Genomic DNA, 13,946 nt, shown 5'->3' on the forward strand with positions numbered 1-13,946 from the left:
CGCGCGTCCCCCGGCGCGACATTCCCTGACGGAGTGACAGGACCGGCCGCGTGTCCGTACACACGTCCCACTCGGTCACACGCGCGTCCGTGTCTCCAGGGGCTCGCACGGGTAATCTCGGCACCATGGCCTCACGTACGTCCGGCAGGGCCGCCAAGAAGGCGCCCGCGAAGAAGGCTCCCGCCAGAAGGACTCCGGCGTCGAGGTCCGCCGCGCCCAGGAAGCCGCCGGCGAAGAAAGCCGTGAGGAAGGCGGCGCCCAAGCCCCCGCCGAAGCCGGCGCCGTCGCCCACCAGCGGTGTCCTCCGCCTGGTCCGAGCCGTGTGGCTCGGTGTCGCGCACGCCGTCGGCGCGTTGTTGCGCGGCGTGGGCCAGGGCGCCAGAGGGCTGGACCCGGCGCACCGCAAGGACGGGCAGGCCCTGTTGCTGCTCGGCATCGCGCTGGTGGTGGCGGCCGGAACCTGGTCCGATCTCCAGGGCCCGGTCGGCGATCTGGTCGACATGCTGGTGACCGGTGCCTTCGGCCGCCTGGACCTGCTGGTGCCGATCCTGCTGGGCACCGTCGCGGTGCGGCTGATGCGCCATCCGGAGAGGCCGGAGGCCAACGGACGCATCGTCATCGGCCTCTCCGCGCTGGCCGTCGGTCTGCTCGGGCTGGTGCACGTCGCCTGTGGCACCCCGGGGCGTGGTGAGGGCGACGGGGCGGTGCGGGACGCGGGCGGCATGATCGGCTGGGCCGTCTCCAAGCCGCTGGTCCTCAGCGTCAGCGAGGCCCTGGCCGTCCCCCTGCTGCTGTTGGTGACGGTCTTCGGGCTGCTCGTCGTCACCGCCACTCCCGTCAATGCCGTTCCCCAGCGGCTGCGTCAACTGGGCGTGCGGCTCGGTCTGGTGGCCGAGGAGGACACGGGGTTCCCCGGCGACCACGACGCCGAGTACGACGCCCCCTACGCCGAGGAGGCCCCCCGGCGCCCTCGGCGGACGAACCTGCGCAAGGACGGCGACGACGCCTTCCGGGCCGAGAAGGAGGCGCTGGACGGCCGTCGCCGGACACGCCGTTCGACCAAGACCGCGCCAGGCGGCGACTCGCCGGGCGCCGTGGACGTGGCCGCCGCGGCCGCCGCCGAGCTGGAGGGCGCCGTGCTGCACGGTGTGCAGCCCTCCCCGCTGGTCGCCGACCTGACCAACTCGGTCAGGGCCGATCGGGACACCAGGGAACGGGAGGAGACGGGGACGGGCCGGACGGCGGGCCGCCGGAACGGGCGCGAACGCACCGCCGTCCCGACCGCTTCCGGCGGCGCGGCGCGCCCCGGGACCGGACGGGAGGGCGTGCCCGACCTGACCAAGGCCCCCGCCGAACCGGCCGCCGACTCCCTGCCGCCGCGGGCCGAGCAGCTCCGGCTCGCCGGCGACGTCACCTACGCGCTGCCCTCCTTGGACCTGCTGGAGCGCGGTGGTCCCGGCCGCACCCGCAGCGCCGCGAACGACGCGGTCGTCGCCTCGCTCACCACCGTCTTCTCCGAGTTCAAGGTGGACGCGGCCGTCACCGGCTTCACCCGCGGTCCGACGGTCACCCGCTACGAGGTGGAGCTGGGCCCGGCGGTCAAGGTCGAGAAGATCACCGCGCTGGCCAAGAACATCGCCTACGCCGTCGCCAGCCCCGACGTGCGGATCATCAGTCCGATCCCGGGCAAGTCGGCGGTCGGCATCGAAATCCCCAACACCGACCGGGAGATGGTCAACCTCGGCGACGTCCTCCGGTTGGCGGAGGCCGCCGGCGACGACCACCCCCTGCTGGTCGGGCTCGGCAAGGACGTCGAAGGCGGCTACGTCACGGCCAACCTGGCGAAGATGCCGCACGTCCTGGTCGCGGGAGCGACCGGCTCCGGCAAGTCCTCCTGCATCAACTGCCTGATCACCTCGGTGATGGTCCGAGCCACTCCCGAGGACGTCCGGATGGTGCTGGTGGACCCCAAGCGGGTCGAGTTGACCGCCTACGAGGGCATCCCCCACCTGATCACCCCGATCATCACCAATCCCAAGAAGGCCGCCGAGGCGCTGCAGTGGGTCGTGCGCGAGATGGACCTGCGCTACGACGACCTGGCCACCTACGGCTTCCGCCACATAGACGACTTCAACGCGGCGGTGCGCGCGGGGAGGGTGAAGGCCCCCGAGGGCAGCGAGCGGGAGCCGGCCCCCTACCCGTACCTGCTGGTGATCGTGGACGAGCTGGCCGACCTGATGATGGTGGCGCCGCGTGACGTGGAGGACGCGATCGTGCGGATCACCCAGCTCGCCCGGGCCGCGGGCATCCACCTGGTGTTGGCCACCCAGCGGCCCTCCGTCGACGTCGTCACCGGTCTGATCAAGGCGAACGTGCCCTCGCGGCTGGCCTTCGCAACCTCCTCGCTCTCCGACAGCCGCGTCATCCTCGACCAGGGCGGTGCCGAGAAGCTGATCGGCAAGGGCGACGGCCTCTTCCTGCCGATGGGCGCGGGCAAACCCACCCGTATGCAGGGCGCCTACGTGACCGAGGAAGAGGTCGCGGTGATCGTGGAGCACTGCAAGAAGCAGATGGCGCCGGTCTTCCGTGACGACGTCCTGGTCGGGCAGAACAAGAAGAAGGAGATCGACGAGGAGATCGGGGACGACCTCGACCTGCTGTGCCAGGCGGCCGAGCTGGTGGTCAACACGCAGTTCGGCTCCACCTCGATGCTCCAGCGGAAGCTGCGCGTGGGTTTCGCCAAGGCGGGCAGGCTGATGGACCTGATGGAGTCGCGCGGAGTGGTCGGCCCCAGCGAGGGATCGAAGGCCCGGGACGTACTGGTCAAGCCGGACGAGCTGGACGACGTGCTCGCGACGATTCGCGGGGAAACTCACTCGTAGGAATGAGTCGGGCAACCGTTTTCCCTGGCAAGACGTCAAACGGGAGGAGAGCGCGGTCATGCGTTCGCCGACGGGGGGCAGGGCCATCCCTATGGCGGACAGACCCCCTCCGCCCGCTTGCCCGACCCTTCCGTACCCCCTCTAGACTGAGCATCCAGCAGGTGGCTACACGCTCGAAAGGCGCCCCCGTGTCCATCGGCAACTCTCCTCCAGAAGACCGACCCTCCGTGGGCCGGGCGATCCAGCAGGCCCGTATCGACGCGCGACTGACGGTGGACGAGGTCAGTACCACCACCCGCATCCGCGTCCCGATCGTGCACGCCATCGAACAGGACGACTTCTCCCGCTGCGGAGGCGACGTCTACGCCCGCGGCCACGTCCGCACCCTCGCCGGGGCCGTCGGCCTCGATCCGGACGAACTCGTGGCGCGGTACGACGCCGAGTACGGCGGGCGTCCGGCGCCGACCCCCGCGGCCACCCTCTTCGAGGCGGAGCGCATCCGCCCCGAGCCGAGCCGACCCAACTGGACCGCCGCCATGGTCGCCGCCATCGTGGCGGTGGTGGGCTTCGTCGGGTTCACCCTCTTCAGTGGGGGCGACGAACAGACGGGTCCCCCGGTCGCGCAGGACACCTCCGTGCCGGAGACCGACGACGAGCCGGAGACGGTCCGCCCCGCCGACCCCAAGCCCGACCCCGATCCGTCCGTCTCCGACAGCGCCATCGCCGCGGCCCCGGCCGACAAGGTCACCGTCAAACTGGTCGCCGAGGGCGGTCAGAGCTGGTTCTCGGCCGAGGCCCACAACGGGCGGCTGCTGGAGGAGGGCGTGCTCAAGGAGGGCGACTCCCGGACCTTCACCGACGACAAGCGGATCGACCTGGTCCTCGGCAATGCCGGGGCGGTCACCCTCTTCGTCAACGGCAAGGAGGTCGACGAGGTCGGGGAGATGGGCCAAGTGCAGCGCCTCAGCTACACCAAGGGCGACCCCGAGCAGGGGTGATCCGGGAAGCGGCCGGGGTGACGAAACCCTGACGGCGGGCGGGGCCGTCGGGACGAAGTAGGCTTGAGCCCATGCCCGAACGCCGTACCGTCGCTCTCGTCACCCTTGGCTGCGCCCGTAACGAGGTGGACTCGGAGGAACTCGCCGGCCGTCTGGCGGCGGATGGCTGGGAGCTCGTCCAGGAGGCCGCCGACGCGGACGTCGCCGTCGTCAACACCTGTGGCTTCGTCGAGGCCGCGAAGAAGGACTCCGTCGACGCCCTGCTGGAGGCGAACGACCTCAAGGCCGAGGCCCTGCGGGGCAACGGCCGGACCCAGGCCGTGGTCGCGGTCGGCTGCATGGCCGAGCGCTACGGCAAGGAACTGGCCGAGGCGCTGCCCGAGGCCGACGGTGTGCTCGGCTTCGACGACTACACCGACATCTCCGACCGGCTGCGAACCATCCTGGCCGGCGGCACCCACGTCCCGCACGTTCCGCGCGACCGGCGCAAACTCCTGCCGATCAGCCCGGCCGAGCGCCAGGGAGCCGGTGTCGCCCTGCCCGGTCACGGGGAGGCGGCCGCGACCGAGCCCGCCGACCTGCCCGACGGCCTCGCGCCGGCCTCCGGGCCGCGGGCTCCGCTCCGCCGCAGGCTGGGCAGCAGCCCGGTCGCCTCGGTGAAGCTGGCCTCCGGTTGCGACCGTCGCTGCTCCTTCTGCGCCATCCCCTCCTTCCGCGGCGCCTTCGTCTCCCGCCGCCCCTCCGACGTACTGGCCGAGACCCGCTGGCTGGCCGAACAGGGGGTGAAGGAGATCATGCTGGTCTCCGAGAACAACACCTCCTACGGCAAGGACCTCGGCGACATCCGGCTGCTGGAGACGCTGCTGCCCGAGCTGGCCGCCGTGGACGGCATCGAGCGGGTCCGGGTGAGCTACCTCCAGCCCGCCGAGATGCGCCCCGGCCTGATCGACGTGCTGACCGGAACCGAGAAGGTCGCCCCCTACTTCGACCTCTCCTTCCAGCACTCGGCCCCGGGCGTGTTGCGCGCCATGCGGCGCTTCGGCGACACCGACCGCTTCCTGGAACTGCTGGAGACGATCCGCACCAGGGCGCCACAGGCCGGGGTCCGCTCGAACTTCATCGTCGGCTTCCCCGGTGAGAGCGAGGCGGACGTCGACGAACTGGAACGCTTTCTGATCGGTGCCAGGCTGGATGCGATCGGCGTCTTCGGGTACTCGGACGAGGAAGGTACCGAAGCGGCGACCTACGAGCACAAGACCGACCCCGAGGTGGTGGCGGAACGACTGGCCCGCATCTCGCGCCTCGCCGAGGAGCTGACCGCGCAGCGCGCGGAGGAGCGCGTCGGCGAGACGGTGCGGGTCCTGGTCGAGTCGGTGGACGAGGAGGAGGGTCCGGTCGGACGCGGAGCGCACCAGGCTCCCGAGACCGACGGACTGACCTTCCTCACCGTCCCGTCCGGCTCCTCGCGGTTCTCCGTGGGACAGGTGGTCGAGGCGAAGGTGGTGGCGACCGAGGGTGTGGACCTCATGGCCGAGCCGCCCCCAGACGCCGTCTGGGGGTGCTCCGACAGTAGCGAGGAGGCAGGGACATGACGGATATCCCGGCCTCGGCGGCGAGCGGCGGACCGATGGCGAAATCGAAGACCACCGCCGCGCGGCCGGTGAGTCTGTGGAACATCGCGAACATCCTCACCATGGTGCGGCTGCTCCTGGTGCCGGGGTTCGTGTTCCTGATGGTGGCGGGCGGCGGGCACGATCCGGCCTGGCGCGCCCTCGCGTGGGCGGCGTTCTCCATCGCCATGATCACCGATCTGTTCGACGGCGAACTGGCGCGGCGGTACGACCTGGTCACGGACTTCGGCAAGATCGCCGACCCGATCGCGGACAAGGCGATCATGGGAGCGGCACTGATCTGCCTCTCGGCGCTCTCCGACCTGCCCTGGTGGGTGACGGGAGTGATCCTCTTCCGGGAGATCGGCATCACCGTGATGCGCTTCTGGGTGATCCGACACGGAGTCATCCCCGCCAGCCGTGGCGGGAAGCTGAAGACCCTCGCCCAGGGGGTCGCCGTCGGAATGTACATCCTGGCCCTGACCGGACCGCTCGCCACGCTGCGCTGGTGGGTGATGGCCGTCGCCGTGGTGCTGACGGTCGGCACCGGCCTGGACTACGTGCGGCAGGCCCTGGTCCTCAGGAAGGCGGGACGATCGGGGGAGCGTGCCCATGAGCGATGAGACGGTCGTGGCGGAGCGGGAGGCCGGGCCGGACGGGGACGCCGAGGGCGAGACCGACGGCACCAGGGAACTCACCGCCCGGGCGCTGGAGCTGCTGGCCGACCGCGGTCAGAGCGTGGCCGCCGCCGAGTCGCTGACGGGCGGGCTGGTCGCGGCCGAGTTGACGGCCGCCCCCGGGGCCTCGACGACCGTCCGGGGCTCGGTCACCGCCTACGCCACCGAGGTCAAACGCGATGTCCTCGGCGTGGACGGGGGACTGCTCGCGGAGCGCGGCGCGGTCGACGCCGAGGTGGCCCGCCGGATGGCCCTGGGCGTGCGACGGGTGATCGGGGCGGACTGGGGACTGGCGACCACCGGGGTGGCCGGCCCCGAACCGCAGGATGGTCGGCCGGTCGGACTCGTCTACGTGGCGGTCGCCGGACCGGGCGAGCCGGGCGGCCGGGCGGGGGACGGAGAGGGCCGCGCCCTGGCCCTCGAACTGCACTTGGACGGCGATCGGGCGGAGATCCGCGACGGGACCGTCAGGGCCGTCGTCCGGTTGCTCCTGAACGAACTCGTGGAAAATGCGCCGGCAAAGGATACGGAACACGGTGGGGGGAATGGATGTTTGCAGCCCTGAGTGAACACAGCATCGCTCCCCGCACGGCCGCGGCTGTAGGCGGTACGGTGGGGCATGAAGGATCCGGGTCAGCGGTCCTAGGAGGGAGCCACCGATGATTCTGCTCCGTCGCCTGCTGGGTGACGTGCTGCGTCGGCAGCGCCAGCGCCAGGGCCGTACCCTGCGCGAAGTCTCCTCGTCCGCCCGAGTGTCGCTCGGTTACCTCTCCGAGGTGGAGCGGGGGCAGAAGGAGGCTTCCTCCGAACTGCTCGCCTCGATCTGTGAGGCGCTCGACGTGCGGATGTCCGAACTGATGCGAGAGGTCAGCGACGAGCTGGCGCTCGCCGAACTGGCGCAGTCCGCGGCCGGCGAGACGGTGCCCGCGCCGATGCGTCGCCCGGTCCTCAACACGGTGAACGTGACCTCCGTCACGGGCCGCCCGGAGGAGCGAGTGACGATCAAGGCGCCGACGGAGGCCGTGGACGTCGTGGCCGCCTGATCGGCCGAGCCGATCGGGACGAACCGAGACACACGTCACACCGGTCGGTACGGGCCCGGCCCGGAGCGTGGGAACACGCGACCGGACCGGGCCCGTACCGGTACGGCCGCCCCTCGTGACCGCGCGCTCTCCGCCGGCCGTCAGGAGGGCGAGGGACCCCGCTGACAGCCGGGGCACCAGTACGCCACGCGTTCTTTCGAGGACGGGCCGGAGACCCGGGTGCGGACGGTGGCGCCACAGCGCAGGCACGGCCTGCCCGCCCGGCCGTACACCCACAGACCGCGGCCCCGGCGGACGTCACCGGTGGTGATGCGCGCGCTCCGCTCCTTGTTGACCTCCAGCAGCCTCCTGGCCAGGGCCAGGAGCCGTTCGGGTGCGGCGAGATCGCCGACCGGGAGCCAGGGGGTGGCCCTGGCCAGGAAACACAGCTCCGCCGCGTAGACGTTGCCGATTCCGGCGAGGTTGCGCTGGTCGAGCAGGGCCTCGGCGAGGGGGCGGCCGGGATCGGAGAGCAACCGCTCCAGGGCCCGGGCGACGTCCCAGTCGGGGCCGAGCAGGTCCGGGCCGAGATGGCCGACGACCCGCTCCTCCTCCTCGGTGCGCAACAACTCCAGTACGGGGAGGCGGTACCCGACGGCGGAGCACTCGGAGGTGGCGAGGACGGCGCGGATCTGGTGGCCGGGCCCGCCGCTCCAGCGCTCGCCCGGAGCGTGGACGCGCCAGGCGCCGTCCATCCGCAGGTGGGAGTGGAGCGTCAGGCCGCCCTCGACGCGGGTGAGGAGGTGCTTGCCGCGCGCGGTGGTCTCCACCACCCTCCGACCGGTGAGGTCCACGGTGGCGAGCTTGGGCACGCGCAGGTCGCAGCGGACCAGCGGGCCCGACGACAGCGCGTCGCGCAGTCGCCGGGCGGTGCGCCAGACCGTGTCTCCCTCGGGCACCCCGTCCCCTCCTTCCGTTCCCGGTCTCCGTTCCCGGCAGCCTCCCTGTCCTCCTTCCCCCTTTCGGCCCTCCTGCGGCCATCGTCTCCACTCGGCCCGGGTCCGGTGGACGGGCCCGCTCGACCGTCAGGCGCGCAGCCGCAGCCCCCGCGGGGTGGGATGGAAGCCCGCGGCCTCCAGCACGCCACCGAACGGCGAGGTCAGCACCGGGGAGCCGTTGGCCCGCTCCACCGTGACGGTGCCCAGCGTCCCCCGGCGGGCGGCATCCGCCAGGCTCAGGGCGGCGGCTTCCAGGACCGGTCCCTCGGTGCGCCAGGCCAGGAGCGTCCTGCCGCCGCGTTCGAGGTAGAGGACCAGCTCTCCGTCGACCAGGACGACCAGGGAACCCGCCTTCCGGCCCGGCTTGTGGGCGACCGCACGCCCCCCGCCCGAGCCCGCTTCCGAGCCTCCGTCCACGGGGCGGGGCGGCTCGGGCCAGGGGAGAGCCGCACCGTAGGCGTTGGCCGGGTCCGCGGCGGCGAGCACGGCCGCGCGGGGGCGGGCGCCCTCCGGCTTCTCCCGTGCGCCGGCGATCGCCCGCAGCCGGTCCACCGCGCCGTCCACGGCGAACTGCGCGGCGCCCAGCCCTTCCACCACGTACCCCCGTCGTGCCTGGCCGCTCTCCTCGAAGACCGACAGCACGCGGTACGCGGCCGAGAACCCGCCCTCGACCCCCTCCGCGGCCACCGCGCCCCGGGTGACCACGCCGTGCCGGTCCAGGAGGGTGCGGGCCAGGGCGTGGGCACGGAGGGTGGGATCCGTCTCCCGTTCGGGCAACAGCGACCAGCGGCCCGCCACGGTGGGCGGGCCCGTCCGCGAGGCGGTGGCGCGGGCCGAGGCGGGACGGGCACCGGGCAGGGCCACGGCCGCCCCGTACCGGCCGCGCGGAACGCTGCGGCGGGCCCGGTGCGCGGTGGCGCCCGCCGTACGGCCCGAGCCCAGCAGGGCGCGCAGCGGCGCGAGGGTGTCGCCCGTGAGGTGCCCGGACCAGGCCAGCTCCCAGAGGACGTCGGCCAGCTCGGTGTCGGACGCCTCGTGTCCGGCGGCGCGGACCCGCTCGGCGATCTGCCGGAAGAACAGACCGTAACCGCCCGAGAGGGCCTCCAGGACGGCCCGGTGCAGCGGGGAGAGTTCCAACGGATGGGCCTCGGGCAGCAACAGGGGCGCGGCGTCCGCGAGGAGGAGACGGACCCAGCCGTCCTTGCCCGGCAACGCGCCCGCACCCGCCCACAGCACCTCGCCGGCGGCGGTCAGCTCGTCCAGCATCGCCGGGCGGTAGTCGGCGATCCGGGAGGGCAGGATCAGCCTCTCCAGCGCGGAGGCGGGTACCGGAGCGCCCTGGAGTTGCTCGACGGCGCGCACCAGCCCGTCGATCCCGCGCAGACCACCGGCGTCCAGGTGCTGCCACTGGGGGAGGAACGCGGCCAGCGCCGTCGACGGCACCGGCTCCAGCTCCTCGCGGAGCGCTGCCAGGGAGCGGCGGCGCAGTCGCCGCAGCACGCCCGTGTCGCACCACTCCTGCTCCACGCCCGAGGGATGGAACTCGCCCTGGGCCACGCGTCCGGAGGACGCCAGCCGGTGCAGCGCGCCGTCGGCCACCGCCGTGCCCAGCCCGAAGCGTGTGGCGGCCCGGGCCGTGGTGAACGGGCCGTGGGTGCGGGCGTAACGGGCCAGCAGGTCGCCCAGCGGGTCGGGGACGGGCTCGGTGAACGCCTCGGGCACGCCGACGGGCAGCGCCGCGCCGAGCGCGTCGCGCAACCGCCCGGCGTCCTCGATCGCCGCCCAGTGCTCCCGGCCCGCGACACGGACCCGGATGGCGCGGCGGGCCCGCTCCAACTCCACCGCCCACCCGGGCTCGGCGCCCCGTTCGACCAGTTCGTCGTCGGTGAGCGGACCCAGCACGCGCAGCGCGTCGGCGACGCCCTCGACGTCCTTGATCCGGGAGACGCCTTCGCCGCCGGCCTCGTCGGCGCCCTCGCCCGGGAGCCACTGCAACTCGCGCTCCAGCTCGGCCAACACCTCCGGATCGAGCAGCTCGCGCAGCTCGGCCCGCCCCAACAACTCGGCCAGCAGCCGGGAGTCCAGCGACAGCGCGGCGGCCCGGCGCTCGGCGAGCGGCGAGTCGCCCTCGTACAGGTACTGGGCGACGTAACCGAAGAGCAGGGAACGGGCGAACGGCGACGGCTCGGGCGTGGTGACCTCCACCAGACGCACCCGCCGTGCCTCGACGTCGCCCATCAGCTCGGTGAGGCCGGGTACGTCGAAGACGTCCTGCAGGCACTCGCGCACCGCCTCCAGGACGATGGGGAACGAGCCGAAGTCGCCGGCCACCTCCAGCAGTTGGGCGGCGCGCTGCCGCTGCTGCCACAGGGGGGTGCGCCTGCCCGGATCGCGGCGGGGGAGCAGCAGGGCCCGGGCGGCGCACTCGCGGAACCGCGAGGCGAACAGGGCCGAGCCGCCGACCTGGTCGGTGACGATCCGCTCCACCTCGTCCCTGTCGAACAGGACGTCGGCGGCGCCGACCGGAGGTTCCTCCGGGTCGCGGCCCGTGGCCGCGAGCTCCGGGCCCGCACCGAGGTCCGCGTCGGGGTCGAAGCCCAGCAGGTCGGCGTCGGGCAGGCGCAGCACGATGCCGTCGTCGGCGTGCATCACCTGGGCGTCCATGCCGAACCGCTCGGTCAGTCGCGCGCGCAGGGCCAGCGCCCAGGGCGCGTGCACCTGGGCGCCGAAGGGGGAGTGGAGCACGATCCGCCAGTCGCCCAGCTCGTCGCGGAAGCGTTCCACGACGATCGTGCGGTCGTCGGGAACGTGCCCGCAGGCCCGCCGTTGCTCCTCCAGGTAGGCCAGGACGTTGTCGACGGCCCACTCGTCCAGCCCGGCCGAGGTCAGCCGTCGCCGGGCCGCCTCTGTCGGGAGGCCCCCGACCTCGCGCAGGAACGCGCCCAGCGCGCGGCCCAACTCCAGCGGCCTGCCGAGCTGGTCGCCCTTCCAGAACGGCAACCGCCCGGGCACCCCGGGGGCGGGGGTGACCAGCACCCGATCGCGTGTGATGTCCTCGATGCGCCAACTCGTCGTGCCGAGGGTGAACACGTCGCCCACCCGCGACTCGTAGACCATCTCCTCGTCCAGTTCGCCGACGCGGCCACCGCCCTTCTTCGGATCGGCGCCGGCGAGGAAGACACCGAACAGACCGCGGTCGGGGATCGTCCCGCCGGAGGTGACCGCCAGGCGTTGGGCCCCGGGGCGTCCGGTGACGGTGTGGGCGACGCGATCCCACACCAGGCGCGGGCGCAGCTCGGCGAAGGCGTCGGACGGGTAGCGGCCGGCGAGCATGTCCAGCACGGCGGTGTACGCCGACTCCGGCAGTGACGCGAAGGGCGCTGCGCGCCGCACCACCGTCAGCAGCTCGTCGACGTCCCAGGTGTCCATGGCCGCCATGGCGACGAGCTGCTGGGCCAGCACGTCCAGGGGGTTGGACGGCACCTTCAGCGCCTCGATGGCGCCCTCGCGCATCCGCTCGGTGACCACCGCGGCCTGCACCAGGTCACCACGGTACTTGGGGAAGACCACCCCGGCCGAGACCGCGCCCACCCGGTGGCCCGCGCGGCCCACCCGCTGGAGGCCGGAGGCCACCGAGGGCGGCGACTCCACCTGGACCACCAGGTCCACCGCCCCCATGTCGATGCCCAACTCCAGACTGGAGGTGGCCACGACGGCCGGCAGGCGCCCCGCCTTGAGCTCCTCCTCGACCTGCGTCCGCTGCTCCTTGGAGACCGATCCGTGGTGGGCGCGGGCCAGCACCGGCGGCGCGCCCCCGGCGGAGCCCGACCCTCCCATCAGGTCGGCGGGCGCGTGGTGCTCGGGGACGGGCTCGCCGGTGGCGCGCTCGTGGGCGATCTCGTTGAGTCGGTTGCACAGCCGTTCGGCCAACCGCCGGGAGTTGGCGAAGACGATCGTGGAGCGGTGGGCCTGGACCAGGTCGGCGATCCGCTCCTCGACCGACGGCCAGATCGACGGACGGTCGCCCTGCCCGCCGGGCCCCTCGCCGCCCGCGTCCCGCACCGGCGAGCCGCCCAGCTCGCCCAGGTCGGGAACGGGCACCACGACCGACAGGTCGAACTCCTTGCCCGAGGGCGGCTGCACGATCCGCGCCCCGCGGCGCGGCGAGAGGAAGCGCGCCACCTCGTCCACCGGGCGCACCGTCGCCGACAGGCCGATACGGCGGGCGGGACGGTCCAGCAGTTCGTCCAGCCGTTCCAGGGAGAGGGCGAGGTGGGCACCGCGCTTCGTCCCCGCGACGGCGTGCACCTCGTCCAGGATCACCGTCTCGACGCCGCGCAGGGCGTCGCGGGCGGCGGAGGTGAGCATCAGGAACAGGGACTCGGGCGTGGTGATCAGGATGTCCGGCGGCCGCCGGGACAGCGCGCGGCGCTCGGCGGGCGGGGTGTCCCCGGAACGGACACCGACCCGGATCTCCGGTTCGGGCAGGCCCAGCCGCGCCGACTCCTGCCGGATACCGGTCAGCGGGCTGCGCAGGTTGCGCTCGACGTCCACCGCCAACGCCTTCAGCGGTGAGACGTACAGCACACGGCAGCGTCGGGACGGGTCGGCGGGCGGGGGCGTGGCGGCCAGCGCGTCCAGGGAGGCGAGGAAGGCGGCGAGCGTCTTGCCGGAGCCGGTCGGCGCCACGACCAGTACGTCGCGCTCCTCCGCGATCGCCCGCCAGGCGCCCTCCTGGGCCGCCGTGGGTGCGTGGAAGGCCCCCGTGAACCACGAGCGGGTCGCGGGGGAGAAGGCGTCGAGAGCCGATGGCCGATCCATGGGACCATCGTGCACCCCCGCACCGACAGCGTCGTCCGGGCCGGCCGCCGGCCGTCCCGGGACCGCGCACAATGGGCGGTATGGGCACGCGGGAGTGGGCACGGCACTGGCGGTACGACCGGCTGCCGGACACCGACCTGCTGCGTGCCCGGTACGTCCGGCACGCCTTCTCCCCGCACGCCCACGACGGCTATGTGATCGCGGCCGTCACCGGAGGAGTGGAGGAGGTCGGACTGCCGCAGGGAGTCCTGAGGGCGGGCGCGGGGTCGGTCGTCATGATCAACCCGGAGGTGGCGCACACCGCGCGCGCCGGGGCGGCGGAGGGCTGGGCCTACGCCACGCTCTACCCGTCGGTCCGCACGGTCGCCGCCATCGCGGCCGAGACCACCTCCCTGCGGGGCACCGTGGGCTTCGCCGAGTCCCTCGTGTCCGATCCGGAGGCCACGCGGCTGGTCACCGAGGTGCACCGGGCCGCCGAGCAGGGCGACGCCCTGACCGCCGACACCCTGTTGAGGGTCGCCGTCACCCGGCTGCTGCGCCTGTACGGGGGGCCGCTTCCCACGCGCACGGTCCGTACGGCGGGCGCGCGCAACGCGGCGCGCGCCCGCGAGCTCCTGCTGGAGCGCATGACGGACCCGCCCACTTTGGAGGAGCTCGCCACCGAGCTGGGGACCGGCCCGTTCTCACTGCTGCGCGCCTTCCGCGAGCGGTACGGCATGCCGCCGCACGCCTGGCTCACCAGCGCCCGCGTCCACCGCGCCCGTTCGCTGCTGGAGGAGGGGGTGCCGCCCGCCGAGGTGGCGGTCGCCGTGGGGTTCGCCGACCAGCCGCACCTGGGGCGGCACTTCCGCCGCGTCGTGGGCGTGCCCCCTGGCGCCTACCAGCGGGAACGCGCAAGAACGTACAAGAACGGAGGGGCGGTCCGCGCTTAGCGTCGT

Annotated in this window: 9 protein-coding genes; 7 read left to right on the forward strand and 2 right to left on the reverse strand. The window is 73.3% G+C overall.

Translation table 11 applies throughout. The features are described 5' to 3' along the window. The first annotated feature begins 125 nt into the window (after positions 1-125). From F0L17_RS19755 to F0L17_RS19780, 6 genes are all read left to right on the forward strand, one after another. Complete coding sequence (locus F0L17_RS19755; RefSeq protein WP_155072096.1) at positions 126-2,882, forward strand: DNA translocase FtsK; 2,757 nt, start codon at positions 126-128, stop codon at positions 2,880-2,882. Positions 2,883-3,070: 188 nt separating this feature from the next. Next, a complete protein-coding gene (locus F0L17_RS19760) occupies positions 3,071-3,880 on the forward strand; it encodes a RodZ domain-containing protein (RefSeq protein ID WP_162466457.1) in 810 nt (269 codons plus the stop codon). 71 nt (positions 3,881-3,951) lie between these two features. Further along, positions 3,952-5,472 carry a 30S ribosomal protein S12 methylthiotransferase RimO gene (rimO, locus tag F0L17_RS19765; protein ID WP_155072098.1) on the forward strand — a complete coding sequence of 507 codons (1,521 nt, stop codon included), beginning with the start codon at positions 3,952-3,954 and terminating at the stop codon, positions 5,470-5,472. Further along, on the forward strand, positions 5,469-6,113 hold the full coding sequence (pgsA, locus tag F0L17_RS19770) for a CDP-diacylglycerol--glycerol-3-phosphate 3-phosphatidyltransferase (RefSeq protein ID WP_155072099.1): 645 nt from the start codon (positions 5,469-5,471) through the stop codon (positions 6,111-6,113). Before rimO ends, pgsA begins: the two co-directional genes overlap by 4 nt. Beyond that, on the forward strand, positions 6,103-6,732 hold the full coding sequence (locus F0L17_RS19775; protein WP_155072100.1) for a CinA family protein: 630 nt from the start codon (positions 6,103-6,105) through the stop codon (positions 6,730-6,732). Before pgsA ends, F0L17_RS19775 begins: the two co-directional genes overlap by 11 nt. 94 nt (positions 6,733-6,826) lie before the next feature. Continuing rightward, on the forward strand, positions 6,827-7,210 hold the full coding sequence (locus tag F0L17_RS19780) for a helix-turn-helix domain-containing protein (RefSeq protein ID WP_155072101.1): 384 nt from the start codon (positions 6,827-6,829) through the stop codon (positions 7,208-7,210). A 140-nt stretch (positions 7,211-7,350) separates the two neighbouring features. Here F0L17_RS19780 and F0L17_RS19785 read toward each other — a convergent pair whose 3' ends face one another. Beyond that, entirely contained in the window at positions 7,351-8,148 is a 798-nt protein-coding gene (locus F0L17_RS19785; protein ID WP_162466458.1) for a DNA-formamidopyrimidine glycosylase family protein, read from the reverse strand. A 126-nt stretch (positions 8,149-8,274) separates the two neighbouring features. Beyond that, a complete protein-coding gene (locus F0L17_RS19790) occupies positions 8,275-13,008 on the reverse strand; it encodes an ATP-dependent helicase (protein ID WP_155072102.1) in 4,734 nt (1,577 codons plus the stop codon). A gap of 71 nt (positions 13,009-13,079) precedes the next feature. On the opposite strand from F0L17_RS19790, the gene F0L17_RS19795 reads away from it, so the two are divergent. Next, positions 13,080-13,940, forward strand: a complete 861-nt coding sequence (locus F0L17_RS19795) for an AraC family transcriptional regulator (protein ID WP_155072103.1) — start codon at positions 13,080-13,082, stop codon at positions 13,938-13,940. The last annotated feature ends 6 nt before the right edge of the window (positions 13,941-13,946 follow it).

The organism is Streptomyces taklimakanensis (assembly GCF_009709575.1).
Taxonomy (GTDB): Bacteria; Actinomycetota; Actinomycetes; order Streptomycetales; family Streptomycetaceae; genus Streptomyces; species Streptomyces taklimakanensis.